General features: G+C 38.9%; 27 protein-coding genes. 20 read left to right on the top strand and 7 right to left on the bottom strand.

The features are described 5' to 3' along the window. Position 1: 1 nt before the first annotated feature. Positions 2–2,821 carry a M16 family metallopeptidase gene (locus ACH3PA_RS00780; RefSeq protein ID WP_416441481.1) on the top strand — a complete coding sequence of 940 codons (2,820 nt, stop codon included), beginning with the start codon at positions 2–4 and terminating at the stop codon, positions 2,819–2,821. Positions 2,822–2,882: 61 nt separating this feature from the next. Here the strand turns inward: ACH3PA_RS00780 and ACH3PA_RS00775 are convergent, their stop codons facing one another. From ACH3PA_RS00775 to ACH3PA_RS00765, 3 genes are all read right to left on the bottom strand, one after another. Beyond that, positions 2,883–3,200 (bottom strand): DUF6520 family protein, encoded by a 318-nt coding sequence (locus ACH3PA_RS00775; protein WP_416441483.1) that lies wholly within the window; start codon positions 3,198–3,200, stop codon positions 2,883–2,885. A gap of 223 nt (positions 3,201–3,423) precedes the next feature. Next, positions 3,424–4,350: a helix-turn-helix domain-containing protein gene (locus ACH3PA_RS00770; protein WP_416441485.1), complete on the bottom strand. Its 927-nt coding sequence runs from the start codon at positions 4,348–4,350 to the stop codon at positions 3,424–3,426. A 23-nt stretch (positions 4,351–4,373) separates the two neighbouring features. Beyond that, entirely contained in the window at positions 4,374–4,745 is a 372-nt protein-coding gene (locus ACH3PA_RS00765; protein ID WP_416441487.1) for a hypothetical protein, read from the bottom strand. A gap of 225 nt (positions 4,746–4,970) precedes the next feature. Here ACH3PA_RS00765 and ACH3PA_RS00760 point away from each other — a divergent pair, with 225 nt between their 5' ends. From ACH3PA_RS00760 to ACH3PA_RS00710, 11 genes are all read left to right on the top strand, one after another. After that, positions 4,971–7,382, top strand: coding sequence for an aminotransferase class I/II-fold pyridoxal phosphate-dependent enzyme (locus ACH3PA_RS00760; protein WP_416448359.1), 2,412 nt, complete (start codon positions 4,971–4,973; stop codon positions 7,380–7,382). 95 nt (positions 7,383–7,477) lie between these two features. Beyond that, positions 7,478–8,311, top strand: coding sequence for an RteC domain-containing protein (locus ACH3PA_RS00755; protein WP_416441491.1), 834 nt, complete (start codon positions 7,478–7,480; stop codon positions 8,309–8,311). 276 nt (positions 8,312–8,587) lie between these two features. Beyond that, positions 8,588–8,866 carry a helix-turn-helix domain-containing protein gene (locus ACH3PA_RS00750; protein WP_416441493.1) on the top strand — a complete coding sequence of 93 codons (279 nt, stop codon included), beginning with the start codon at positions 8,588–8,590 and terminating at the stop codon, positions 8,864–8,866. A gap of 11 nt (positions 8,867–8,877) precedes the next feature. Then, complete coding sequence (locus ACH3PA_RS00745) at positions 8,878–9,606, top strand: hypothetical protein (protein WP_416441495.1); 729 nt, start codon at positions 8,878–8,880, stop codon at positions 9,604–9,606. After that, positions 9,590–10,252: an ATPase gene (locus tag ACH3PA_RS00740; RefSeq protein ID WP_416441496.1), complete on the top strand. Its 663-nt coding sequence runs from the start codon at positions 9,590–9,592 to the stop codon at positions 10,250–10,252. The genes ACH3PA_RS00745 and ACH3PA_RS00740 overlap by 17 nt, the downstream gene beginning before the upstream one ends. A 161-nt stretch (positions 10,253–10,413) precedes the next feature. Beyond that, a complete protein-coding gene (locus tag ACH3PA_RS00735) occupies positions 10,414–11,496 on the top strand; it encodes a helix-turn-helix domain-containing protein (RefSeq protein ID WP_416441498.1) in 1,083 nt (360 codons plus the stop codon). 46 nt (positions 11,497–11,542) lie between these two features. Then, the gene (locus tag ACH3PA_RS00730; protein ID WP_416441500.1) at positions 11,543–11,932 is read left to right on the top strand and encodes a hypothetical protein; all 390 of its coding nucleotides are present in this window, start codon (positions 11,543–11,545) and stop codon (positions 11,930–11,932) included. Between the two features lie 427 nt (positions 11,933–12,359). Then, positions 12,360–12,515: a hypothetical protein gene (locus ACH3PA_RS00725; protein WP_416441502.1), complete on the top strand. Its 156-nt coding sequence runs from the start codon at positions 12,360–12,362 to the stop codon at positions 12,513–12,515. A gap of 127 nt (positions 12,516–12,642) precedes the next feature. Beyond that, positions 12,643–13,881 carry a nucleotidyltransferase gene (locus tag ACH3PA_RS00720; protein ID WP_416448358.1) on the top strand — a complete coding sequence of 413 codons (1,239 nt, stop codon included), beginning with the start codon at positions 12,643–12,645 and terminating at the stop codon, positions 13,879–13,881. Between the two features lie 3 nt (positions 13,882–13,884). Beyond that, on the top strand, positions 13,885–14,364 hold the full coding sequence (locus ACH3PA_RS00715) for a hypothetical protein (RefSeq protein WP_416441506.1): 480 nt from the start codon (positions 13,885–13,887) through the stop codon (positions 14,362–14,364). Beyond that, complete coding sequence (locus ACH3PA_RS00710) at positions 14,357–15,382, top strand: CBASS cGAMP-activated phospholipase (protein WP_416441508.1); 1,026 nt, start codon at positions 14,357–14,359, stop codon at positions 15,380–15,382. The genes ACH3PA_RS00715 and ACH3PA_RS00710 overlap by 8 nt, the downstream gene beginning before the upstream one ends. Positions 15,383–15,487: 105 nt before the next feature. Here the strand turns inward: ACH3PA_RS00710 and ACH3PA_RS00705 are convergent, their stop codons facing one another. Continuing rightward, positions 15,488–16,129: an N-acetylmuramoyl-L-alanine amidase family protein gene (locus tag ACH3PA_RS00705; protein ID WP_416441510.1), complete on the bottom strand. Its 642-nt coding sequence runs from the start codon at positions 16,127–16,129 to the stop codon at positions 15,488–15,490. Between the two features lie 183 nt (positions 16,130–16,312). Between ACH3PA_RS00705 and ACH3PA_RS00700 the strand changes: the two genes are divergently transcribed. Genes ACH3PA_RS00700 through ACH3PA_RS00665 form a run of 8 tightly spaced genes read left to right on the top strand, consistent with a single transcriptional unit; the run spans position 16,313 to position 23,186 of the window. Beyond that, a complete protein-coding gene (locus ACH3PA_RS00700) occupies positions 16,313–16,600 on the top strand; it encodes a hypothetical protein (RefSeq protein WP_416441512.1) in 288 nt (95 codons plus the stop codon). Between the two features lie 31 nt (positions 16,601–16,631). Continuing rightward, positions 16,632–16,916, top strand: coding sequence for a hypothetical protein (locus ACH3PA_RS00695; protein ID WP_416441514.1), 285 nt, complete (start codon positions 16,632–16,634; stop codon positions 16,914–16,916). Beyond that, positions 16,903–19,305, top strand: coding sequence for a TraG family conjugative transposon ATPase (locus ACH3PA_RS00690; RefSeq protein WP_416448357.1), 2,403 nt, complete (start codon positions 16,903–16,905; stop codon positions 19,303–19,305). Before ACH3PA_RS00695 ends, ACH3PA_RS00690 begins: the two co-directional genes overlap by 14 nt. Positions 19,306–19,309: 4 nt before the next feature. Continuing rightward, on the top strand, positions 19,310–19,936 hold the full coding sequence (locus ACH3PA_RS00685) for a conjugal transfer protein (protein WP_416441518.1): 627 nt from the start codon (positions 19,310–19,312) through the stop codon (positions 19,934–19,936). Positions 19,937–19,938: 2 nt separating this feature from the next. Further along, the gene (locus tag ACH3PA_RS00680; RefSeq protein ID WP_416441520.1) at positions 19,939–20,781 is read left to right on the top strand and encodes a hypothetical protein; all 843 of its coding nucleotides are present in this window, start codon (positions 19,939–19,941) and stop codon (positions 20,779–20,781) included. Positions 20,782–20,791: 10 nt separating this feature from the next. Beyond that, positions 20,792–21,406: a conjugal transfer protein TraK gene (locus tag ACH3PA_RS00675; RefSeq protein ID WP_416441522.1), complete on the top strand. Its 615-nt coding sequence runs from the start codon at positions 20,792–20,794 to the stop codon at positions 21,404–21,406. After that, on the top strand, positions 21,396–22,322 hold the full coding sequence (traM, locus tag ACH3PA_RS00670) for a conjugative transposon protein TraM (protein ID WP_416441524.1): 927 nt from the start codon (positions 21,396–21,398) through the stop codon (positions 22,320–22,322). The genes ACH3PA_RS00675 and traM overlap by 11 nt, the downstream gene beginning before the upstream one ends. A 30-nt stretch (positions 22,323–22,352) precedes the next feature. Continuing rightward, positions 22,353–23,186, top strand: coding sequence for a DUF4138 domain-containing protein (locus ACH3PA_RS00665; protein WP_416441526.1), 834 nt, complete (start codon positions 22,353–22,355; stop codon positions 23,184–23,186). 197 nt (positions 23,187–23,383) lie between these two features. Here ACH3PA_RS00665 and ACH3PA_RS00660 read toward each other — a convergent pair whose 3' ends face one another. From ACH3PA_RS00660 to ACH3PA_RS00650, 3 genes are read right to left on the bottom strand one after another with little or no spacing between them, the layout of a single operon-like run. Continuing rightward, positions 23,384–24,097, bottom strand: a complete 714-nt coding sequence (locus ACH3PA_RS00660; protein ID WP_416448557.1) for a type II toxin-antitoxin system HipA family toxin — start codon at positions 24,095–24,097, stop codon at positions 23,384–23,386. 18 nt (positions 24,098–24,115) lie between these two features. Then, positions 24,116–24,643 (bottom strand): hypothetical protein, encoded by a 528-nt coding sequence (locus tag ACH3PA_RS00655; protein WP_416441528.1) that lies wholly within the window; start codon positions 24,641–24,643, stop codon positions 24,116–24,118. Positions 24,644–24,648: 5 nt separating this feature from the next. Further along, positions 24,649–24,936, bottom strand: a complete 288-nt coding sequence (locus ACH3PA_RS00650; protein WP_416441530.1) for a helix-turn-helix transcriptional regulator — start codon at positions 24,934–24,936, stop codon at positions 24,649–24,651. Between the last annotated feature and the right edge of the window lie 102 nt (positions 24,937–25,038).

The following is a 25,038-nucleotide window of genomic DNA, read 5'->3' as shown; positions in this document are numbered from 1 at the left end:
TATGAAACAGATTTATTTAAAAAGCAATATCATTTTTGGCCTTTTCCTCTTAGCTACATCAGTATGTTACTCCTCAATACTTCAGGACTCAAGCCTGGATAATGGAATTCGATATGGAAAATTACCCAACGGATTTACGTATTATATCAAACCCCTGACGGGTGCTGCTACTAAAACAAAAATGACCCTTGTAGTCAAGGTAGGTAACAGAAGTGAATCAGCCGGTGAGTATGCGTATGCGCATTTGCTTGAGCATTTAGGATTTAGTGCCGGAAAGAATATATCCCAGGAAAAAAGCAGTCTTTTATTTCAACAGGCAGGAATTAAATTTTCACAGATAGGCGGCTATACCAAAAATCATATAACTAAGTTCTTTGTAGATATATTGGAAAAGAACTCTCAGGCTATTCCGCTGACCTTAAGTTTTTATAAGGACATCTTGTATAATCTGGCTATAACAGAAAAGCATATACAAAAGCAACGTGTTATTCTGCTGAATGAAGCTGAAGGGGGTAATTATGATTTGGAGACGTTACCTTATCTGATGGAAGATAAACTTGTAGGACGCGGAGCGGCTCGTCCGAAGGATTATCGCAGACATCTCGAAAGCATTGATACGAAAGAATTGAGTGAATTCTATAACAAATGGTATCGTCCTGAATTGATGGCTTTGATAGCGGTAGGATCTATTGAAAATGTCGATTCTCTTGAGCAGAGTATAAAGGAAAATTTTGGGGAATTCAAACCCCTTCCTACAATACCACATAAAGCTTCGGACAAATCTGATTATCTTGAAAGTCCACTTCAATTTAGTGTAGAAACTTATTCAGGAAGCTCTGATAATACGGCCTATGGAGAAAGAAGAGTTCGGCTGTACTTTCGGCAGCAGAAGCGGGGAAACGAGCAAAGGGATATTTCTGTAAGCGATAAAATAAATCGTGAATTATTTATACAGCTGCTAAATTCAAGATACACGCATAAAAAGCAAAAGTATAATAGTACTTTCAGTGCAAGGGGAAGTTTTGTGCCAGAGGCTTTAAGGATTGATGTTAATAGTAACGGGAGCTCCTTCAAAAATACAATGACTGAAGTTTATAGTTCCATGTTAAGTATTTTCAGATATGGGTTTTCCAGGGAGGAGTTTAGTGATGAAAAAGAAAATTATATCGATTGGTTAACTAAGAGAAATAGACAAAGTATAACTTATTGGGAACAGGAATTAACCAATCATTTTAGCAATGGAGAGGCACTCCCTGCAGAGAAGATTCAGTTAATAAGCAGGATGATTCGAGAACTCAGTTTAGAGGATTTCAATGAAAGTATACGAAATTATATCGGTAAACCTCCTGAGGATATATTAATAGCGGCTCATAAAGGTGATCCCATTCTTAAATTTTCTGAGGAAAAGATCAGGGGGTGGTTTTTATCGAATGACAGTTTGCAGGTAAAGCCTTATTCTCCACCTGTTGTAACTCATTTTTTGATGGACAGCATTCTGATTTCCCATCTTAAAACTGGCCCTATTAGAAAAATGGATTCCCCTGTTCCGGGTATCAAAAAATACGTGTTGCAAAACGGACTTCATATACTGTTAAAGCCGCTACCAGAAGAGAGTCTTAATAAAGATAAAGTATCCCGAATAAATTTTCATGGTTTTTCGAGTAAGGGATTAGAAGATTTTCCGCAAGAGGATTTATTTTCAGCGTATAACGCACCCGCTCTAATAGAAAATTCCGGAATAGGAACATTGGATAAATTTGCGCTCCACGGCTATCTGGATAAAATGGAATTTGATGGGCGAGTACATCCTTATATTGCCTATCAAGAATCGGGTATAATGGGATCTGCCTCAACTGAACATCTGGAAACCGCCCTCCAATTAGTTTACTTATACTTTGCCTTGCCGCGCATAGACCCGGATGCCTTTGAAGACTGGAAATCTGATGCGCGAGCGGGTTTTGTGGTGAGTCCGAGAGATGAGTTTATATCCAATATTAGAGGGATTCTGCCTGATGATAATCTTCCTCAAGGAACCAGGGCAGCCCAAGGAATAGCTGTAACAAAGCTTACGAAAGCCAGGACTATATATCGCCGGCTTTTTGGAAATGCCAAAGAATTTACCTTCTTATTTACAGGAGAATATGACGAAGAGGTAACATTAAACTTATGCAGGAAATATTTGGGAAATTTACCGGTTTCCATAAACTCATATCAAAATAAAGACCAGGAGCACCTCAAAGATTATCACTTGCCGGATTTTGAGCTTAAGCAATTTTCATCCGGGGAATTGTCCGGTTTTTCTATGGTGCGGCTGGATTATGTATATCCATTAAAGACTAATATTCTGGACTGGAAGGAAGAAATTAAAACAGAACTTCTTCGTCAATGTATGTTTAATTATTTAATGCAACGAATGAGGTATAGTGCCGGTGGAGCTACCTATCGTGCAGTGGCAGGAAGGAACATGAGCAGGTTGTATGGGTATCATGAATTCTTTATTGAATTTAGTTGTCTTCCTGAAGATAAGGCCAGTATGATAGCAAATGCCAAGGCAGTTGTCCGAGATCTTAGGGTGTCGCCAGTGTCAAGCGACGTATTCAATACTTATCAGAATTCGCTTTTAACTAGTGAAGAAAAACCGGGAGATATACTGAGAAGGATGTATGATGTGGTCAACTTTAAGAAGTGCTGGTATGATAATTCTGAGAAAAAAATCTATATACAATCACTGACTCCTGAAGATATTCGTCAAACAGCGGCTAAATACCTTGTAGAAAACCCAATTATATTTGAAATGCAGAGCAGGAAAGATCTAAAATAAGTGCTTTCACGTTTAATTAACTTCCGGCATTTTTAAAGTGCCGGAAGTTTTAAAGTACTACCTAATCCCCAGAAGGAACTTGGCCTTCTATCAATTTTATCTCGCCATTTCCTTTCGCGGGATCCCTCAAATCTCTTGAATTGTAAACCTGATATGGAGTAGCAGAAGGATCTTCGCTGTAAATTACGAAACAATCCTCGTTTCCTTCTTGGCAATCAACAGTTACGGGATGCCAATCATTATTAATTCTTACAAATTGTGAGGATTGATTTTCTTTGATCCAAATATCTGATTTGGATTGGAACCCCGAGGCTCCAAATGCTATCCCTATAGCAAAAATACATGCCAACATAGGTATTATTAACTTCTTAATTTTCATGATAATAAATTTAATCTTAAATAAATGCCTGTTATTTACACAGGTCAGGCTTCCCCTGTCTCATCGCGCAATGATTCTTTTATAGGTGCTTTTAAGAATTGACAAAACACGCACCGTTAGACTTTAAGTAATTTTTCTTGTTGCTAATGGTATAAAATTCCAAAAAAAGCGGTGTACCTGATTTGCCTAAAACGATAATAAATTGGCACCAGCGGTGCTTTAATCAGCGTTTTCTGATATCAGAAGGAGAAATTCCATACTCTTTTTTAAAGGATCGGGTAAAGTGGGAGAAGCTGATAAAGCCACATTCCTCAGCAATCTGGCCAATGGGCAAGGTGGTGTCTCTTAAGAGTATCGCTGACTTTTCAAGTCTTTTTCGTTTGTGATATTTAAAAATAGAGTCACCATATGCATCTTTAAACATCGATTTTAGTTTGCTTTGACTTCCTCCCACTTCCCTGGCTAGCGCGGTCATGTTTGGCAGGGAGGTGTTTAAATGACTTAGGATATAGGAATGAAGTTTTTGTAAGACCTTTCTTTTGTCCTGTAGCAAAAGGCTGCGATATTCACTGGGATATCGTTCTTGATCGCCCTTGCGGTCTTTTAAATAATTGAGTATGATTTGGTTTCTGCGAATGGATTTAAAAACCGACAGGCTATAGGAAATATTTTGAGCAGTATGTAATCGCTGGAGATACGCATCACAGATCCATAAATAACCACTTTTATGGATTAGCTCCAACCGGATAACTTTTGGATCCTGTTGTATGCTTTGAACAACTTCCATGCTTTTTAAAGCTAATAACTGTTGCAAAGATTCCTCGGAAATAAAATGGTCAATGGGCTGCCCGAGTAATTCATCGGGATTATATTTTAAGATATGTGGTAAATTCTCAGAAAAAGCTGTGATATGGCGGTTTGAGTCCAGTTGAATTATTGCATTTTCTATTACTTCCGTGCTTTTTTCATGATCAATTTGATGCACAACGGTGTCGATCTCTTCTACCATTAAATTCAGGGAAAGTATGATTTCCTCCAGATCATCCTTATGGTTTTTCAGCTCCAGTTTGTAGGTATAATTCCCGAGTGTGATCTCGGTAATAAAATCTAAAATTTGCAATACCCGGTTTCTGTATGTTTCCATTTTCATCAGCATGCATTATAAGAATGAACCTATATTACATAGGAACTCAAAAACTCCAGAGCCTTTGAAATCTCTGTAAACTCTTTTGTGGGAACACTGGGCTGACTGGTGTTTATAAAAATCTTGCTGATTTGTCCGGAGTAGGATGTTTCAACGATGAGGGCCACGGCTAGTGCCATACTTGATCCCTGCTTGGCCAGGTAATCCCGAGCGGGTTTTGTAACAATTTTAAGTTGGCGCAGGTCACATAAAATGGGGTAAGCCTTTCCATTTTGAAATCGCAGCCTGTCCTTTACAATACGCTCGGCAGCTTTTAAATCAATAACAGTATTGGGTTTGTAAACAAAATGCAGAATATCATCATCGATCCAAAAGTGCGTAAAATCTTCACCTCTGAACATAATCAACACTATTTAAATAACCTAAAATAATAAAAAAATAATAGTGTTTGCAGGCATTTGGTGGTAAAGAACGACAATTAACTTCCGGAATCCTTAATTTTAGTGAGCTTTGGATTCATTTGACTTTGCGGTTAAACATTTGCTTGTAAAGCTTTTAGAATTTCAAAATTACTTGTAAAAGAAATTCTTTTATAAGTTTAATAGGAAAATTAAAAAAGCGGAATTATGGCAAAGATCAGACACAACAATTTCCTGGATACGGTGGTATCGGTGATGTCAAATGCAAAAGAAGCGGGGGCATTGCACCTGTATGCAGAAGGTAAGGAGTTTAACGGGCGTTATATCCAGGTTAGGGGCAAAAAACTTTTTCATTTTGGAACTACCGGATATTTAGGGCTAGAACAGGATTCGCGTTTAAAAGAGGCGGCAATAGATGCGATAAGCCGGTATGGGACTCAATTTCCCCTGTCCAAATCATATATTTCACACCCGCTGTATGCCGAGCTGGAATCCCTTGTGGGGGATATCTATCAGCACCCGATCATCATCACCAAAAACAGTACGCTTGGCCATATTGCAGTGATCCCCTCCATTGTTAACGATGGCGATGGTGTCATTCTTGACCATCAGGTGCATTGGAGCGTGCAGAATGCGGTAAATCCTTTAAAATTAAGATCCGTACCTGTAGAGATGATCCGACATAGCAACCTGCAGATGCTGGAGGATAAAATAAAGAAATTGCAATCCAAATGTAACAAGATCTGGTATATGGTTGATGGAATTTATTCCATGTATGGAGACTATGCACCTATCAGGGAACTGATGAAACTTGCTGAAAAATATACCCAACTCCATATTTATTTTGACGATGTGCACGGGATGAGCTGGAAGGGTAGAAACGGGAGTGGATACGTAATGAGCGTTTTAAATGAAGTTCCTGAAAATGTGATCCTTTTTGGAACCTTGAGCAAAACCTTTGGGGCCAGTGGTGCGGTAATGGTATGCAGGGATATAAAAACACATAAAAAAATAAGAAATTTTGGAGGCCCTTTGACCTTTTCGGCCCAATTGGAACCTTCATCCGTGGGAGCTGCTATCGCATCTGCCAAAATTCATTTAAGTGATGAGATCTACAGCATGCAGACTGAGCTTCAGGACCGTATCAGTTACTTCAATGCATGCTTAAAGGAAACCACACTTCCTTTAATCGCTATTAACGACTCGCCAGTATTCTACATTGGCACAGGCATGCCCGAGACCGGTTATAACCTGGTCAACCGGCTCATCCGGGAAGGCTTCTATGTCAATACCGGTATTTTTCCGGCGGTACCGGTCAAAAACACGGGACTCAGGATTACTATTTCCAGGCACAATCAAAAGCAAGAAATAAAAGCCTTGGTTCATGCGCTGGAATATCATTTTCTAAAATCCCTGGAAGATACGCAGACCAATCTAGAGCGGGTGAATTTTGCTTTTGGCAGGGATACGGGAAAACTTAAAACCAAATCGGATAAAACCGACAGGCTGTCATTAGAAATAAAACGATCAATTAATGAAGTGGATAAACAGCTTTGGAATAAAACAGTCGGAACAAACAGTCTTTTAGACTGGGAGGGCTTATCATTTATTGAAAGAGTTTTTAAGCAAAATGAATTACCGGAGCACAACTATGAATTCTACTATTTCATGATAAAAGATGCAGATGATACCCCCTTGTTGCTCACGTTCTTCACGTACGGGTTATGGAAAGAAGATATGCTGGCCCCCACTTCCGTATCCGTACGCATGGAGAAAGAACGAATTGATGATCCCTACCTGCATACCAGTTCCTGTCTGAGTATGGGATCTTTTGTCACCGAAGGTGCGCATTTATATCTTGAACGATCAGGTAATAATTGGAAAGAAGCGTTGGCTCTTTTGATCGGGGAGGTAGAAATACTGGAAAAGCAATTAAAACCCCAAACTCTGATCTTCAGGGATTTTACAACCGACGATAATGAACTGAATGATTACTTGCATAACAAGGGTTTTGTGAAAGTTGCGATGCCGGAAAGTGCAGTCTATGATGAATTTAGCTGGAAGGATGAAACCGAATATATGCAAACCCTGAGCAGCCGTTCCCGCAAGCATTTTAAAAAAGAGATAGCCCCTTTTATTCCTCTAGTGAAAATAGAGGTGTCCCCGCAGGTAGCCGAGGAAACGTTAGATATTTTCTATACGCTTTATCTTAATGTTAAACAGAATAATCCGTCATTCAATACCTTTGACTATCCCAAAAAATTAATGCAGGAAATGAATGTCCATAAGCAATGGGAATTTATTTGTCTACAGGTCAAACAAGCCGATCACTGGAAAATGGCCGGGGTCATGTTTTGCTATATCAATGGCAATGGTGTTTATGTGCCCAACTTGATAGGAATGGATTATGCCTATACAAAAGAATATCAGGTTTACAGGCAGTTGTTATATCAGACAATTTTAAGGGCAAAGGCACTAAATATGAATAAAATCGATTTTGGACTGACCGCAGGTTTTGAAAAACGCAAAGTAGGAGCCAGGGTGTTGGATAAATGCGCCTATATTCAAACGCGTGATAATTTTGCCTTGGAGGCCTTGGACTGGTTAAGGCAGGATTAATATTTAACCCACAATTTCATTTTCTTCCTCCCAAAAAAATCCTATTGGAAATAGCACAACAGCGATATTACTTGCTTTCCCTAAATACGGATGCTATGTTCGAGAAAACCCTGACTTCATTTATAAATAAAATCAACCGGATCATTCAGTCGGCCGATTCCCCCTTAAAAAGGGCGGAAAGGGGGATCCGATTGTGTAATGGTACTCTCTCGCAATTTCAAAATATTGTAGAAAGGGAGGACTTCGAAAGTGTAGAAGCAGAAATTGATTTCTTTCGCAATATCAAACCCATTCCGATGAGCTACCTGATCTATTTTACCGAGGTCAGGACCTGTGAACTCAGCATTCCCAAAACCGGGAACAGGCACCAGATTCGTTTTCTGGAAAAAGAAGTAAAAAAAATCAATAAATTCTTTTCCCAAAACAATGACTTTGTAAATTATATGGAGCAGTCCCATAACTATCTGGATCATCAGTTTTTCATGCGTAACAATTTGGGGAATTTTCCATTTGCACCTACGATAAACTACTATCAATATCCGGAATTCTCCACTTCTCATGACATGTTGTGGGCAAAAATCCAGGCGATGTACCGGTTTATCCACTATATAAGGGAAGGGCTGCAAAGGCTGCAACCGGACAGTAATAAAATTTATGCAGATAAGCAGCCCAGATTGTTACTATGGTCGGGCACGAAAACCGCACTGGTTGAGCTTATCTATGCAATTCATGCCAACGGGGATCTGAACCACGGAGCAGTTGAACTCAGCCGGGTGGCCACTTCTTTTGAGGATTTCTTCAATATCAAACTGGATAATTTTTACAAGACTTATTCAGAAATAAGGTCACGTAAAGGATCCAGGTCTAAATACCTGGAAAGCCTGATCACCCGTTTAGAAATTAAAATGAATCAGGATGATGAAAAATGACTTTTTCGTAGTGCTTCGTAACTCCGAAAATTAAAAACCATTCATTAATTAGGATTAAAATTTTGATTTTAGGTAAAGTAATCCAACTGGAAGGTGCTAATATGTACGAATTGTCCTCAAGAATTATGGACTGTTAAATGTTGACCTGACTACGCTGTTCCTACCGAAGAAAATCCATCATTCCTAATCAAATTTGTAGAACGAAAGTCAAATCGGGATAGGGGCTATCAACAAAAATATTAACCCGATAGCCCCTTTCTTTTAAACCGTTCTATTATGTCCGCAACTATTATTACCACCGATGATCTTCGGGAATTCAAGATGGAACTCCTGGATGAAATTAAAGCGCTTCTAGCAAATCAATCACCTGTACCTAGTAAAAAATACCTAAAATCCTCCGAAGTAATGGAATTACTTCAGGTAAGTCCGGGAACCCTTCAAAACCTGCGTATCAATGGCACATTGCCATACACCAAAGTAGGGGGTATCATTTACTACGATTCCCAGGAGATCCAGAATGTTATGCGCCAAAATCGTGTCCATCATAAAATTTGATCCTTCAAACCATGAACTATATAAAGTTACTCAATGCTGCTTTTGAGAAGTTCTTTTTTGATGATCGTCTCAATCCTTCCCATATCAGCCTGTATATGGCCTTGTTTCAGGAATGGAACAGCCACCGTTTTGCGGCTGAGTTTTATGTGAACAGGAGGGAACTGATGCGTGTTGCCAAAATCGGTTCAAAATCCACTTACCATCGTTGTGTTACTGATCTTGATTCCTGGAATTATCTTACCTATTTCCCCTCTAGTAATCCCTATAAAGGAAGTAAAATTAAGATGTTAATTTTTGGATCAAACGATGAACCGGTTATGGGACAGTACGATCCCATATTGGAACAGGTTGCGGAACACTACCGTCCCAAAAATGAACCGCTGGAGGACCAGCACCGTCCCGTCAGTGGACAAGTATTGGTACCTTATATAAACAATAACAAACAAGAAAACATTAATAAACAGCCAAAGGACAGGCAGGCTGTTTTAATTTTTTTTAAAGAAAAGGGTTTTAGTGCTGATGAAGGAAAAAAATTCTTTGCGCATTATGAAACCAGCGATTGGAAAACCAGTGATGGAAAAGGGATTAAAAACTGGCAGGCACTGGCTATCAGCTGGATGGACAGAACCAGGCCAAGCGAAGAAAAAAAACAAACACAAGGACCCCCCCGGAATGATACGTCCAACGGGCGGGACCATCTGCGAACCCCAAAAACCAAAGATTATGGTCAACCCCTCTAAAATTAGCGAAGGCGGAGTGGAATACTCCCTGGGGAAATTCGATGGCAAAAATGTTACTTATGATTTTCCGAAAATACTGATTTATCTCAATGCCAAAGGAAAATTGCTCTTCGGAGAAAAATTTAAGATCCATGATGAAGACAAAGACATCCTGCTCAAGCTCTGTTCCTATTTTATCAGGGATAAATCGAAATGTGAGGAGTATGGAATTGACATTGAGAAAGGAATTTTACTTTCCGGGCCTGTGGGATGCGGTAAAACCAGTTTGATGAAATTGTTACGCTATATTGTGCCACTGCAACGCCCTTACGAAATGATCCCTTGCAGAAATGTGACCTTCAGCTTTAATCATATTGGTTTTAAAACCATTGAAGAATTTGGTAATACCAAATTTTTCTGTTTTGATGACCTAGGCATTGAACCCCCTGGAAGATTCTATGGCAAGGATCTTAATGTAATGGGGGAAGTGCTGTTATCCCGCTATGAACTTTACCAGCAGACCAAACATAAAATCAAGACCCACGCCACCACCAACCTAAATGCTGAAGAATTGGAAGAACGATATGGAAATCGTGTACGAAGCCGGATGCGTGAACTGTTTAATTTGATTGCGTTTGATAAAAGGGCTGGGGATAAGAGGAAATAAATAGTTAAATACAAGCTTACAGTGTATCTAACTGTCGCAAACAAACCTGTCTTAATTTAATTAAAATGACTTATTCACATAAGTGTTAATAACTAAATCGTATAGTAATTATTATTATTATTATATTTGCTATACGATTGTTCTAAATCTACAATTAAATAATGAATACAATAGGATCCAAAATATCTGATTTAAGGAAACAAGCGAATATGTCGCTACAAGGTCTTGCTGACCAAGTTGATGTATCTAAAGCAGCAATACAACAATATGAAAATGGGTCTTCAATGCCGGGTAATCAAATCCTAAAAAGAATTGCCACGGTTTTAGGGGTAGATTTTTGGGAATTTTTTAGAGTTCCAAAATTTAATATCTCAATTGAATCTGTAAAATTTAGAGACGGAAATAAGCTCAATAATGCTACAGAAGAAGAAAATGAAGTTAAAAAACACGTTCTTTCTATTGTCAAAAACTATTTAGAATTAGAGTCTATTATTGAAGCTAAAATTGATTTTGAAAATCCAATTGAAGACTTTATTGTCCATAGTAATGCTGATGTAGAGAAAGCTGTTAAAAAAGTAAGAAGAAAATGGAAGATTGGTAATGCCCCTATTGATAGCCTAACAGAACTGTTAGAAGATAGGGGCATAAAAATTATTGCACTAGAGAGGGATACAAAATCTGGAGGCTTGAGCGGTTGGGTAAATAATATACCACTTATAGTTATAAATAATTCGGGAGCGCATAAAAGAGAAACAACGCGCAAACGGTTCACCATTGCCCACGAATTGGGGCATTTGTTGATGAAATTTGATATAACGAATATAAGTGAAGACCTTGAAGAGATCTTTTGTAACAGATTTGCAGCTGCATTTCTTTTTGTTGATGAAGTTGCATTTGAAAAATTTGGAAAAAACAGGACTTCTATTTCTCTTGGGGAATTAAAAGATTTAAAGGAAACTTATGGAATATCTATTCAATCGATAATATTTAGGTTAAGTAGTTTAAAATTGATTGATGATACTATTAAACAAGAGATTATTAAAAGTTACGACCTGTTGTTAGATAATGGTGATGAACACTTTGGAAATTATACCAAAAGTGAAGAAGCACCAATAAGATTCCGAAAATTAATAAGAATTGCGTTAACCGAAAAAAGGATTGAAAAAAATAAAGCTTCAGAATTAAGTGGCATACCGATAGATGAATTACAGAATTTAGCAATTAAAAACTTTGATTTAATATAGGATGTTTTTCTTCTACGACATAGAATATCTCTGCTGGTTAAATTCCTTGAAGCAATTAGATTTAATTGAGGAAGACGGACTCAAAATTCTAGTTCCGGAAATGCACCTTCAGAATTATGGTCTAGCAATACGAATGCAAATTCAAGCTATTAGCAATAGAAAAGTTTTAGATATAGTTGATTGTGACGGTTTCTATGATTTCCTGACGCAATATGATTTGTTTGATAGTAGATATGGAAAAGGATTTTTGTTCCTTCTACATTGTGCAAAGCAGAAAAATGGAATTGTAATTATTGGAGATGACAGGAAATCACAATTACAATTATGTTCTAATCTAGAAATAAACACATTAAGTATTGCAGAGTTTAGCAGTAATGTGATTCGCAATAAAGATTATTTAGTTTTTATAAATAAAATAAGAAGTGAAATGTTATAAAAAAAGCTGATACGTTTGAGGTACCAGCCATATACTTTAAGATATAAATATCAGAAAGATTTTTGTTTAGCGACACAAATATACTAGTTCCTCGGTGTATTTCAAATTCTTCACGATATTTTCTTCCATAAGTACTTGGTTTTACCCAACTCCTACAAGAGTTTCGCATCTGCTATTATTAATTTAATACTCCAAAGAATGGCTACAAACGGCAAGAGTGGTGATAACCGCAGACACGGAGCTGTAAAAAACAGGTCCCAAGTTAAAAATCCCAAAACGGATATTTGGGTAAAACGTGATTCCAACACTGGTAGGTTTATGGACGGAAAGACTTCAAGCAATACCCCTTTCAAGGGTATAAGAAAAGAAAAATAAGCTCACTCCCCAGGGCTTGATGTTGGGGCATTATATAATTTAAAGTTCTTTTATGAATTCTATAAAACTTACAGAAAAAGGGTTAAGTATTTGCCATAAAAATAATTGCGTGAATATCAAGGGTGATTTTGCGAAAGCTATTGTTTTTGGGCTTGCAACAATTATCGTTATAGGTGGTATAGCTGCAATTTTGAAGCAACCTAACTGATAATACAATTATGGTGGCTTTATATTAATTGAGTCACCATAATTAATATAAAAAATAAGTCAATTTTTTGCGCAATTAAAGTACTAGTTGGTTTCAGAAATTGATCAAAACTCTTAAATAAAAAATTATGAATGAATTGTACAAAAATGAAATCAACGAAATACTAGAAATTCTGGGAGAGAATCTGGACATTTCTGAAAGTCAATACAAAGCCGCTGTAAAAAGTTATGAAGCAGTTGGGGATTGGCTCTCTAAAGAAAGTTCCACATTATACCCATACTCCCCAAGAATAATTCCCCAAGGATCGTTTATGCTTGGCACTATCACTAGGCCTATAAACGAAGAGGACGATATAGACATCGACCTCGTTTGCAAATTGAATGGGAAGCCATCCCATTGGACTCAAAAACATGTGAAAGATGCAGTTGGTGACAGGCTCAAAGAGCATTCCGTCTACAAAGATATGCTGGAAAATCTAGACGGAGGAAGAAGATGCTGGACGCTCGAATATTCTGATGAAGCCAACTATCATTTAGATATTCTACCATCTATTTCCGATAAAAACTTTACCGTTTTACTTAATGAATCATTCAATAATTACCAGAATTTAGACGCCGATAAATTAGCAATCCGAATAACGGATAAAGAAGATCTTTTTTATTCTGTAATGACCAATACTGAATGGTGGAGAAAATGCAATCCTTTTGGCTACGCCAAATGGTTTTTTCAAAGGGCCATATACAGTTCGACAAAAATGTTCGCGCTCAGCAAATCCGTTGATCCAGTACGACCATTTCAGAAAGAAAAAATGCCATTGCAAAGGGTAGTCCAACTTTTAAAGAGACATAGAGATATGATGTTTTCATCGGATGAATATGATAGTGAAAATAAACCCATTTCCATCATAATTACCACTTTGGCAAGTAAAGCGTATAACAAAAGCGAAAATATTGTTGATGCTTATGTCAATATTGTAAGTAAAATGCGTAGCTATATTGAAACTAGGCTCAACGCGAAAACAGGGCAATACGAAAGATGGGTAAGTAACCCTATAAATAACGAAGAAAATTTTGCTGATAAATGGTCGGAGGTGGCTCAGAAAGAAGAATACTTTTATGCTTGGTTGGATAAATTAGAAGAAGATCTAGCTACAATTCAATATGGTCAAAATAAAGGTCTTTTCAGTTTGAATGAATCATTATCGGCACAATATGGTAATAGGGTCGTTAATAAGACGTTTGCTGAGTATGGCGAAAAAAACAAGATTTTGCGTGAGAATGGACTAAGAAAAATGGCAGTTGGGACAGGAATGCTAGGGAGTATCGGTAAGTCAATACCCAACCATAACTTCGAGGGTAATAAATAGAAAATGAGTAGTAGGTATTTCAAGTCGAATGGCAAAAGAACTCTTAAAGGGTTACTCTCTTCCGAACATCTTAAAAAGATCAAAGTAGATTTTCCAGAAGTTAGAGTTGTCAAAAACACTTGGAATAGCTTTCAAATTATTTTAGAACTCCAACCTACGGCAATAAGTGAAAAATATCAGCTTATGGTTATCTATGAACAAAACAGATGGGTTAAAGCTTTTGTGGTGAATAAGGAATTAAGGATTGCCGCGAATAGGTCAAAGCTACCACACATTTATAACAGTAAGGAACAACAGATTTGCTTGTACTCGCCCAGCAAAAAGGAGTGGGACGGATTTAGCTACATTGTAGATACAATCATTCCTTGGGCAAGTGAGTGGCTTTACTATTATGAATTGTGGCTACCTGAAGGCAAATGGTACGGCGGCGGCCACAATGAATACCCCAATGAGGACAATACAGAAATATTAAAAAATGAATAAGAAAAAGTTTAAAATATTATCGATTGACGGAGGTGGGATAAAAGGAGTCTTCCCAGCAATGTTTTTGATGCTTTTAGAGGACGAACTAAAAAATCGTTCAAATGGCAAAACCAAAATCTATCAACATTTTGACTTGATAACAGGTACATCTACCGGTGGTATTATTGCTATTGCTTTGGGATTAGGGATTTCTGCAAAGGAAATCTATAATTTATATTTGGACAATGCAAAAGAAATATTTGGCAATAAAAAACCTTTCTTTTTTGGGCAAATCCGAAATTCGGCTCACGAGCGCAATTTTCTTGAAACGTTAGTTCGTAATAAATTCAAAGAAGTAAACGGTGGAAATGACCCAAGGTTAAAAGACTGTAAAACCGACATTTGTATTCCCATTTATGATTTGATTCAAGGTAATCCCAGGGTGCTTAAAACTAAGTACCATCCAGCCTTTGAACAGGATTATCACATTCCTGCATACCAAGCTGCAATGGCCACTTCTGCCGCTCCTACATATTTCGACCCCTACACATCTGATTATATTGATTTGAACGGGACCAAAAAGGATTTTTCAAACAAAGTAGATGGAGGTGTGATGGCCAATAATCCGACATTGGTTGCTTTTTTGGAAGCTACTAAGGCTTTTAAAGTTGAGATGTCACAATTGGAAATACTCTCTTTGGGTACGGGCTATAAAAAATTTACAGATGGTAATTCTAGGAAAAAGTGGGGGCTTTATTATTGGATGAGAAAAGATAAACGCCAGAGGCTTATTGATTTATTTATGCAAAGTCAATCTCAACTCGTCGCAAATTATATTAGTCTTCTGTATCAGGGAATTGATAAAAGAGAAAAAGACAATCCAAATTTTGTCTATGATAGAATTGATGTTCAGCTTAACGAGGATAACTTTATTAATATGGACGAAGGCGATACAGCCAAAATTAAAAATTTCGCAGAGTTGGCATCAATCGAGTTCCAACATAATAGGAGCTCAATTATTAAAAAACACTTTTATTAGACTAGAATTTTGCAGTCTATATTTTTTTAATGGAAAGTAGTAATTCATTAATAAGGCTAAGCAAGAGCCGCCTCATAATAATGAAAACTTTTTTGAATAATTCTTTCATCTTTTTTGCTGTAATTGATTGTTAAGGAGGTAAGCCAATATTTTATTCTGATTTGAATGATTTAAATAGCGTGATTCATCCACATTGGACAGAAACCCCAACTCCATAAGCACAGAAGGATAAAAATCAACAATTTCCCGTAACACCTGAAAATTAGCAAACTTCACACCTCTACTCTCAAACCCTAACTTCTTTTTAATTTGGTTCTGCAATTGATAGGCAAACCAAATAGATTCCTTGGAATATTCAGAGTAGGTTTTGCCAACATATACCTCAATCCCTCTAGCCTTTGAATTGTCCGAATGATTGCAGTGCAGGGAAATAAACAAATCAGCATTCAGAGCCTTGCCCAGTTTAGTTATATCCAATAACGAAATAAGCGTGTCACTATAACGGGTCAAGTATATATCCGTTGGTGTTTCTGACATTTCGTTAAGCCTTAAAATTTCCAAGGCAATATCCAATACCACATCCTTTTCTTGAACGCCATTTATACCGATGGCACCGGAATCTTTTCCACCGTATCGAACATCAATTACGATTCTTTTTTGAACTACCGTTTCCTGCCTAAAAATGATGCACATTTTTAGAGACAAAATCACAAAACTGACGTTTTTAAGGCCTTTTTTCAATTTCACTTTTCATGATATTAACAACTTACCTTCCGAAATTCATAGAATTTAATCTCAAATAATACCATCGGAATTCAAAGCAAATCAATTAATATTTTTTAAATAAATAACTGTATATCAGATATTTATAATCTAATATATGTATTTTTTCAATACCAAAAATGAATTAAAAACTTGAAAATCATGGTTATGAAAAAATCAATCTATCTGATAACTTTTATGTTGTTGTCCTCAACATCATTATTTGCACAAATCGGCGGGATAGAAGAGTCCGTTAATGATATTTCTGATACTATAAGAGGCATCTTCCCGATTATCCTGGGTGTCATCTTTCTTGTTGGCTTCCTCTTTAATGCAGGACATTTCTTTGGCGAGAATGCCGACCTAAAAAAAGGGATTACCCGTGTTCTGGTCTTTGTCCTTATTGCAGGTGCAGTGGTTGGAATTTTCACTTACCTAATCTCAATCGTAGTCTAACCCACTAAGTGGGATTTATTTACCTAGCTGTATGAAGAAATTCGAAATCTATAAAAACATCAGGAAACAGGCGGTCATCTTTGGGCTGCCCATTTCGCTATTTGCTTTGATGATGGTTTCCATCCTTGTTTCATTGCTGGTCATCATTTTTTCCTTTAGTCTGGGTATGGTGATCGGGGCTTTGGTTATTAATTCCGCCTTATATATAGCCCTTACTCGAATAAACCAGAATCCACAGTTCTATCCCAAGGTCAACACTTTTCCAAAAATTATCAGTAACAAAAGAAATTCGGGATTTGATTATGAACAAGATTAATCTTTCGGCATACCAGCCCATCGCAGATATTCAGGATAACATCATCTTTGCCAATAACGGCAACATGGTTATAGGTTATAAAGCTGTTTTACCTGAGATTTATTCCTTATCGGAAAAGGATTTTGATGATATACACGGAGCCTGGTTCCAGGCATTGAAATCCCTGCCCGTAGGGACGGTGGTTCACAAACAGGATCTCTATCTGAAGAAATACTATTCTTCTCAGAAACTGCCCAAAAACACTTTTTTGGAAAAAGCGACCCACAAGCATTTCAAGGGACGTGAGTATATGGAACACCGTTGCTTTTTGTTCTTTGTTTTGACCCGGAACAAGGCGTTGAACAATCCAAAATATGTCAATCCTTTCCGTAAAGTTTCCAAAGGGATCATACCAAAACTGGATGATAATGTGGGCAGTTTTATACGGGCAGTCAGGGATTCAATAGCATTCATCAATAATAGCAGAAAAATAGAACTTATTAGGCTTGAAGCCAATGAAATCCAGCTAGTCACACATGCTTATTTCAATGGTTTCAACCAAGGCTATGATACAGACATTTTATTTGAAAATAAAAGCGTCCATATCGGCGAAAATCATTTTGATGCCCTGGCCATCAACAGCGAACTGTGCTTTGGCGAAAGTGTACAGAGCAGCAAGACCAATGAGCGTTTCACTTCTGATGATTTTGTATTTCATCAGGGTTTTATTGATGGCTTAGGGCTTACGCTGAACGAAAACCACATCGTCAATCAAATCCTTTATCTGGATGACAACCAAAAGTGGCGCAGGCTGCTTGATAAGAAGATCGAAGAATTGAGCAAAAGTTCAAATTTTGGTTCTCAAAATAAGGTAGTGCTTGGAAAGATCCAGCATATCCTGGACCAGATCAATGCCGATGATAATTCCCGAATCATCCGCGGCCATTTGAATATTGTGTATTGGGACCGGGAGGCCGGGCACCTGGATCGCATTGCTGCTAAAATAAAAACAGTGTTTAAGGAGCTGGATATCATTCCTTATTATCCCAGGGGCGAGGAGCGCAAGAATTACATATTGAACAGCTACTGCTGCTTTTCTTCCAATTTTTCAAATCAGGATTTATATGTTACCGATTTAAAACACGCGCTATGCCTGTTTATCAACAATACCAATTACAAGTCTGATGATACGGGTATCATCTTCAATGACCGGGAGCATAACATACCTGTCCTAAAGGATATATGGGACGAGAAAAAGAAGCGGATAAAGGCCAGGAACTTTGCCATCTTCGCGCCGACGGGCGAAGGCAAATCCTTTCTTGCCAATAACATATTGCGTCAGTATTTTGAAAGCGGTGTACGGCTGGTCATTATCGATTTGGGCGGTTCCTACACCAAATTTGCCAAACTTTATCCGGAGAAATACACAGTACTGCGTTACGAGAGCGGTAAAAATTTAGGCATCAACCCCTTTTATATTAGTGATACCGCTGATCTCACAGCGGAACGGCTCGAGGATTTATCGGTTTTCCTTTTTGAACTATTCGCCTCTGATTTTAAAGTGACCAAGGCACAATCCGTTTCGCTCAAAAAGATACTCCGCCATTATTATGAGGGTACACCGGGCAATCATTCATTAAACGGCTTCTGCCAATACATCGAACACAATCAAAATGACTTGCTGGGCCGGCTTAAAATCCATCCTGACTACTTCAATATCACCAATTTCCTGCATGTAATGTCGGAGTATGTTGGCGATGGCCTATACAGCTTCCTGTTTGAGGTCAGTGAGGACCAGACCTATAAAATCGAGGATAAACGCCTGATCGTGTTCGAACTGGATGAAGTAAAGGATAATAAGGAAATTCTGTCCGTGATGCTAAAGCTGATCAAAACCGCCATTCAGCGCACCATATGGAAAAACAGGGCTGAAAAAGGCATTATCCTTTTCGATGAATTTGCCAAGCAGCTCAAGTTTGAAAATGTCCTGGAAAGTGTGGAGTTTTATTATCAGGCGATCCGTAAGCAGAATGGTGCAATCGGGATTATCCTGCAATCCATCAATCAGTTGCCGAACAACTCAACTTCAGCGAGCATACTGGAAAACACACAGGTTATCTACAGCCTGAACAATGAGAAAGGATACGGTGAACTGGTCAAACGCCTCAACCTCTCCAGTCATGATCTAAACCAGTTAAAATCCATTCGGAATAATCTGTCCGGACCGCACAGGTACACGGAAATGTTCATCAAGATTGGGAAGGAAAGCAACATATTTCGGTTGGAAGTCCCCAAAGAGGTATATGCCGCATACCTCACGGACGGTAGGGAAAACGAAGAAATAATGAGGCTCTACCAGGAGCATGGGGATATGGAAAAAGCAATCACGGAATTCACTTTTAAAAATTAATAGTATGAAATATTCAACACAACTTCACACATATGCCAACCATTTAATCGGTGACAGCAAAACAAAAATTGCAACGCTCGCAATGGTACTCTCTTTTATAGTACCGGGTTCTGTTAGCGCTCAGGGAATGCCTGTTTATGATAACACCAATTTTGTAAGCCTGGTAAAATCCCTGGCCGAGTCAGCAAAGCAGACGTCACAGCTCCTAAAAACCGTAGAATTCCTTAAACAGCAAAAGGAAAACCTGGAAAAGGTCAACCATGTGGTCAAACAGTTAAAGGCGGTACGTGAGATAGCCAATAATAATGAACGCCTTATCCAGGCAATGCAAGGGGATCTCAGGGATATTTTAAACTCTCCCTATATCAAAACGGAAGAAGTCGCACTCGTTTCCGAATCTTTTAATGCCGTGATCGAAAACTCCCTGGAGGCGATGGACTTCATCGACCAGATCCTGTCCAGCGATTATCTAAAAATGAGTGATGGCGAACGTGCCCAGATTTTAAAACAAAAAGAAGAAGAATCCAAAGAAATGGTCTCCGATATCACGATAAAGACAAGACGTTATCAATATATAATTTCCTTTCGGAAAATGCAGGATAAAATAAATAACCGGGAAACTGAATATTAATTATGGCTGTGGCAATCCTATTGGGAATCGGGCTGGAATATGTGGATACCGTATTCCAGACCATACAGGAAAGCAGTTTTTCGCAGTATACCATTGCGGGCATGAAAACGCTTGCCGTCCTGTTTTTCCTGATCAATATTCTTAAAAAGTACAATGAGGGTATTGCTGATAGTGGGGGGTATACCTGGGGATTAAGCCCCGGGGAGCTGGCCAGGAATTTTGCTGTGGTGCTGCTGGTTATTTTTTCGACGCAGATACTCGGATTATTTGATGGAATTCTCGTTTCCATTGAAGCCCAGTATCGCGGAACAGCCCCGGCACTGCTTCCGCTACAAATGCAGGATATTCCCTTAGAGGAAGAAGTAACTCTTTTAGATGCTGCAAAAAAAGCAATGACCCTGCTCTATGAAGCTTTGGTGACCCCGCTTTATGGGTTTAAAATAGTTGCTTTTATCATCGGTATTTTCCTATGGATTTTAGACCTGTTCATTTATCCGTTGTTCCTTGCAGAGCGCTTCTTCCTGTTAGGGCTTATGCAAACCTTTTTCCCCTTGGTCATGAGTCTGGCCGTCTTTGAGAAGTTCCGATCCTTGGCCTATACGTTTTTTAAATTATATGCCGCGGTCTATATGCTGGTGCCTGCATTTTTTCTGGTAAATGTTTTTGTCAACGCCCTCTATACGGAAATCAACAGCAACTTTTGGGCAAATCTCTTCGGTACGGATGTGGGGCAGGGCTTTTTTTCACCCGTTGTACAGCTGGGTTCGGTGGGTTTTATCGTCTTTTTGAAGTTCAAGCTGTACAGACGGGCCACCTCTTTTACACTTCGATTATTTACCAATTAACAGATACGGAATGCAAACTCCTTATAAGAACATTTATGCAATCTTAAAGTTGAACCGGTTTATCGTTCTGGCGGTAGTCCTCTGCGCCTTTTTTTCCAGTACGTTTTCGGTTTGGATGGCATTTACCCTCAATAAAAAAGCACTCAATAGTGCCTTTGCCATAAATACGGATGGTAGTCTTATCCCCTTGAAACTCGTTGCCCAAAAGGAAAACTTCAGGGTGGAGGCCCTGGCGCACCTGGAACTGTTCCATACTTACTTCTATAATATCGATGCCGGGAATTACGAGAGAAACCTGGAAAAGGCACTTTGGTTGGGTAACAGCTCCGTGGACAACCTCTATCGTCAAAAGAAGGCCGATGGCGTATATAACCGATTGTTGCAATATTCCCTGATACAAAAGGTAGTGCGTATCGATTCCAAAATCGAAGAACAAAACGGGAAGTACAGCTTCAGAACCACTACCATTTTTGAAATCAACAGAGGTTCCATCATTGATACCTATGAACTTATTTCCACCGGCAATTTGATCGTTGTTGACCGAAACTTTCCCCACAATCCCCACGGGCTGTTAATTACAAATTATTTTGAAAATTCCTTAAAGAAAATTTCTGATGAAAGTTGAAAAGAATAAAATAGTATTTGCAGCAGTTCTTGCGGTGATTGTCCTATTTCTAATTGCCTATTCGTTGACCCTTATGGACAATAAGGAAGGCGAAAATGAAAATCTGGAACAGGTACTGGTACCTGAGATTGAGGAAAATCAAAAGCAATATGATACAAAATTGGATGCTGTCAATGATTTGAAAGAATTACGTGAGAACAACATACCGAGCATATATGATGAAAAGCTGATTGATTCCCTGGGCTACTATGACCGTAATCTTCCTGAACAGGAAAAGGAACGTTTGGCAGATAGCATCTATTCAGGTACCATTAATTATTTCAACAAAAGCTATGAGCATGTGGGTGAGGGGGAACCCTTTTCCAGTGCTGTTGAGGAAATAGATTCCACAGTATTTAAAAGGGAGCAGGTAATCCAGGCCAGGGAGCTTGGTCTGGAACATCAACTATTCTTTGCCGCTGCCCCTAAAGCCAATGAGATTTCGGGGCAGGAAAACACAGAAGCCACCATTTATGCGGTGGTTGACGGGGATCAGGTAGTCAAGGCAAACAGCCGATTGCGCCTGCGCCTTTCCCAGGCGGCTGTCATACAGAATAAGCGAATTCCAAAGCATACATTGATTTTCGGATTTATCAGCTTTCAGCCCAACCGGGCCTTGATTGAGATTGAGAACATCAACCACCTTCCAACCCACCTCAAAGCCTTCGACATTCAGGATGGGAGTGAAGGGATCTATGTGGAGAACAATTTTAGGGCAGAAGCTACGCATGAAGTTGTGGATGACATGATAAGCGATATCAATATCCCGAGTGTACCGCAGGTGAGTGGAATAACCAAGGTGCTCAAACGTAACAACCGCAATGTAAAGGTTACAATCCTCAATAATTACAAACTCATTTTAAAGCCAAAGCTATAAGCCCCAAAGGGCATTTTAAAACGCACCCTTATGAAAAGACATCTATTTATTGTAGGCTTACTCTTGGTTTGCTCTTTCACTAAAGCGCAAAACCATAATGTGGTGGATACCCTATATGCCAATGACCAAAAGAATGTCGCACTTTTTTTTCCGCAGCCCATCAGGCAGGGGATAACCGGTGCGGAGAATTTTGTATTCACTTTCAATCGGGAGCAGGAGCAGCATTTAGGGCTTTTACAAGCCAAACCGGGGAAGGAGAGCAATCTGCTGGTAATCTCCCGGGATGGTTCTGTTTATTCCTATATTTTAAAGTATAGGAAACAGCTGTCAAGGCTCACTTATTTTATACCCAAAGCAAGCTGCATTGGAAAGGAAAATCCGATAGGGAAAGATTCGATAAAAATTTCCAATGCCAGGGCAGGTATTGAAAGGAAGAACCTCTATTACCAAAAACTCTGTTCCTACCTGATTAAAAAAAAGCAGCGCATTGGCAGGATCAAAAAGCGGAAGGAAGGGATTGTATTGAGTGTAGAGAACATTGTATTTGACAAGGAAGAGCTTTATTTCGTAATAGGGATCAAGAACACCTCCACCCTGGACTACGATTTGAATTTTCTGGACCTTTCGGTGCAAACACGACAAAAAGGGAAAAAGAAGTCCGGCCAGCGGGTATATCAAAAACCCATATTCAGGTATAGTTTACCTTCAAAAATCAGGGAAAATGAAAAGGTAAGGCTGGTTTATGTGGTACCAAAATTCTCATTGTCCAATGATCGGAGGGCTGTTTTGGAGCTCAACGAAAAAAACGGCGAACGAAGTTTAGAACTTAATATATCCCACAGATTCATCAACAACCCGAATTAGATTCTGCAAACAAAAGGTGCTATCAATTACCCAAATAGGATTGACTCGATAGTTATATAGTCATGGCTTACGCGCCGGATTTTACTAAATCAAGAACCACGGGCCAAGCCTGCCTTTGTCGGCAGACAGGCCCATGAGGTATGAACCGGAAATTTATGTTTTATTCGAAGCATCCCGATATTTATCGGCACAGGAAATTAAACCCTGGAGGGATTAAAAGCTTTTTCCATGAGTTGTTGTTCCAAGTCTGGGATTCCCAGTTTTCGGGCAACGGTTTTCCATGTCCTGACCACAGCTAGAACCTCATTCAGTATAGTCTTCATTTCGTTATCGTTTAACCTGAAAAATGCGCCCACATTTTTTGCCAGATCAAAATCCAGTGCATTATCATCCATATCAATATTCAGGTACAAACCCTCCTTTTCAATAGAGGGGTTTAAGTCATAGGCCGGAGACAATATCCATCCTTTTGAGATTAGTATAAAACCGTGATTCCTCAAATGGTCATCTGTATTTGAAATAGCGATGTTAAATACTATTCTGCGCCAGAGCTGGTGCAGGTTTGCTTCTACGTTGCAACCATAAGTTTCGATAAACTCAACTATTTCCAAATAACTGGGGCTGCCATCCCGGATAGTATCTTCAGTGTTCCCGGTCATTGTCATCGCCGAGGCAAAGTGGATACGATTCCCATTTTCCCTGTCGAAACGTTTCGTTAGAAAAGTATGCCGTGGGCCGGTAATTTTCTCAAGCCTGGATTCTGCCATTTCAATCCCTGCTGCCACTGCGAGTTTATAAGCTAAAAATTCCCAGGCTGCTTTATCAATGGTATCCGTTTTGGAAGGGAACTTTGCAATCCATAGGTTCTTATCGGCATCCAAAATATTTGCTTTCGGCCTGGCGCCCCCCAGCGATGACCCTGGGGCAATCTACACAGCGATCCATTTTCTAAGGGCCTCATTTTGGTCATCATTTTCCAACTGATAGACCGCCTCCTGAAGTTCAGCGAGTGAGGACCAGGGAGGGGTGGGGTTTTGGTCATCATTATCCAAAAAAGGACCATCCATTTTTGTTTTAAAGCGTAAGGCCCCCATCCTGCTTTCGTCATACACCCCCAGCAGATAATCTATTTCATAGAGTGTGGCTGGATTTTCCCCTTTCGCCCGGGCATCCTGTGCTGCCCGTCTTTTCATAAGGGTCTTACCCCAGGTATCCGGCATACTGTCCAGGAAGATCCCAAAATTCTCTTTATTTATGGGATATTGTGGTCCTGAATAGAATGCGATATCGGGATCCAATAAGCGGTGTGCCTCCGTTTGTAACCAGGCTTTCTCATACTCAAAGCTAAATGCCTTTTTACCTTTGGCAAAATGGGCGGAAAGCACACCTATACAGGTAGGTTCACCCAGCTGCGCCCAATCCGCAAACACATAGATATCAAATTTTCCTTTTGCCATACCATTTATAATAAATCAAGATCCTGTAATTTTCTGCCAAAAGCATCATCCACTGCCAACTTAAGAAAATCATCCTGCAGGTTAAGCACTCTAAAAACATTAAAATAAAGCCCTATTGCAACTGCCGGATCCCCTTTTTCTATACGATATAGGGTAGCCCGGTGAATCCCTGCCCGTTCGGAAACCTGTTCGGTTGTTAGCTTCCTTCTTTTTCGGGCGAGTTTAATATTTTCACCTATTTGCTCAAAAATCCTTCGATATTTAGGAAGTACAATAGCTTTTCTGGAATTCATAAAGTCGCTTATTTACAACAAAAAAAAATATATTTGTAGTTAATTAGCAACATTCATAAGATTTAGTAGAGTCATCGAGAGCCGAAGGTAAAGTTATAAATG

Origin of the sequence: Leeuwenhoekiella sp. A2 (assembly GCF_047946655.1) — a bacterium.
GTDB lineage: Bacteria > Bacteroidota > Bacteroidia > Flavobacteriales > Flavobacteriaceae > Leeuwenhoekiella.
The sequence above is the reverse complement of the archived record's forward strand: the minus strand, read 5'-3'. Positions and strand labels throughout refer to the sequence as shown.